This window comes from Curtobacterium sp. P97, from assembly GCF_023712445.1.
Lineage (GTDB): Bacteria > Actinomycetota > Actinomycetes > Actinomycetales > Microbacteriaceae > Curtobacterium.
In genome coordinates, this window is sequence record NZ_JAMAYF010000029.1 from 1 (window position 1) to 1,391 (window position 1,391).

General features: G+C 71.7%; 2 protein-coding genes. Both read left to right on the forward strand.

Features of this window, described 5'->3' with window-relative positions:
* Window positions 1-284: 284 nt before the first annotated feature.
* Window positions 285-1,079 (forward strand): aquaporin Z, encoded by a 795-nt coding sequence (gene aqpZ / locus M3677_RS16745; RefSeq protein ID WP_081984767.1) that lies wholly within the window; start codon window positions 285-287, stop codon window positions 1,077-1,079.
* Between the two features lie 36 nt (window positions 1,080-1,115).
* Window positions 1,116-1,304, forward strand: coding sequence for a hypothetical protein (locus M3677_RS16750; protein WP_066653419.1), 189 nt, complete (start codon window positions 1,116-1,118; stop codon window positions 1,302-1,304).
* Window positions 1,305-1,391: the final 87 nt, after the last annotated feature.

Here is a 1,391-nt window from a genome sequence, read left to right on the forward strand (position 1 = left end):
ACCGTCCTCGACGCCGTCGACCACGCCCTGACCACCCTCGACCAGACCCTCGGCCGACAGATCCCGGTCCTGGTCCACCTCACCGGCGGCACCCGCACCGCACTGGCACGCACCACCCGCGTCCAGTAACAGCACCACCAGCACCACGCAGCACCACCCACAGGCCGGGGGACGCCCGACGTCCCCCGGCCGTTCCGTGCCCGGAACCGGCCGTCCACACAGCCGCAGCCGAACCCGGGAGGCGACCCGAGCCTCCCGTCCGCAGACCCAGGAGGAGACCCCACATGGCACGCAACCACGGAGCCGTCAGCGCATCGACCTCGGAACAGCGTCGCGAGGACGCTGCCGAGTGGAGCCCGCTGGCCCGCTACCTGTCCGAGTTCTTCGGCACCTTCCTGCTCGTGCTCGGCGGCGTCGGTACGGCACTCTTCGCCGCGAACTTCCCGAGCGACACCGACAACCAGTCCGGCGTCGGCTTCCTCGGCGTCGCACTGGCCTTCGGTCTGACGCTCGTCGCCGGCATCGCCGCCGTCGGGCACATCTCCGGCGGCCACTTCAACCCGGCCGTCACCCTCGGCCTCCTCGCCGCCGGGCGCACGGACCTGCGGCACGTGGCCGGCTACATCGTGTCGCAGGTCCTCGGCGGCCTCGCCGCGACCAGCATCATCGCGATCGTGCTCTCCGGGAAGGCCGGCGCCTTCCGGGCCGCGCACGACGCGGGCTTCGCCTCGAACGGCTTCGGCAGTGCCAGCCCGGGCGGGTACGGCCTCGGCGCCGTCTTCCTGACCGAGGCGGTCCTCACCGGGGTCTTCCTCGCGGTGATCCTCTCGATCACCGCCAAGCAGGAGTACCAGGCCCTCGCCCCGATCGGCATCGGCCTCACCCTGACCCTCATCCACCTGGTGAGCATCCCGGTGAGCAACACCTCCGTGAACCCCGCACGATCCGTCGCTGCCGCGGTCTACGGTGGGGCCACGCCGCTCGCCCAGCTCTGGGTCTTCATCGTCGCGCCGGTCCTCGGTGCGGTCGTCGCCGGCCTGATCGTCCGCGTCGGCGGTCGCCGCCGCATCACCGGCTGACCCCACGAGGTCACCCACCGAGAGAAGGAGAACAGCATGCGCAACCGCATCATCGTCATCGGGCTCATCGCCCTGGTCGGCATCTGGATCGGGTCCCGGTCGAACCGGCCCGTCGTGAAGAAGACGAGCACGGCCGAGACCATCCGCAAGGCCTGGAACGACCCGCACGCGCGGAAGCAGCGCGCGAAGCTCCGCAAGAAGATCGAGAAGGCCGCCTCGCACTGACGGGGTGACCACGGACGGGAGGCGCGGGGCCCGCTGGCACCGCGCCTCCCGTCCGTCGTCGGTGCGGTGCGCCCGCCACGCCGAGTG

Bases quoted from the DNA above. Each gene is read 5' to 3' on its own strand.
- aqpZ (WP_081984767.1), top strand. From the start codon at position 285: ATGGCACGCAACCACGGAGCCGTCAGCGCATCGACCTCGGAACAGCGT.
- M3677_RS16750 (WP_066653419.1), top strand. From the start codon at position 1,116: ATGCGCAACCGCATCATCGTCATCGGGCTCATCGCCCTGGTCGGCATC.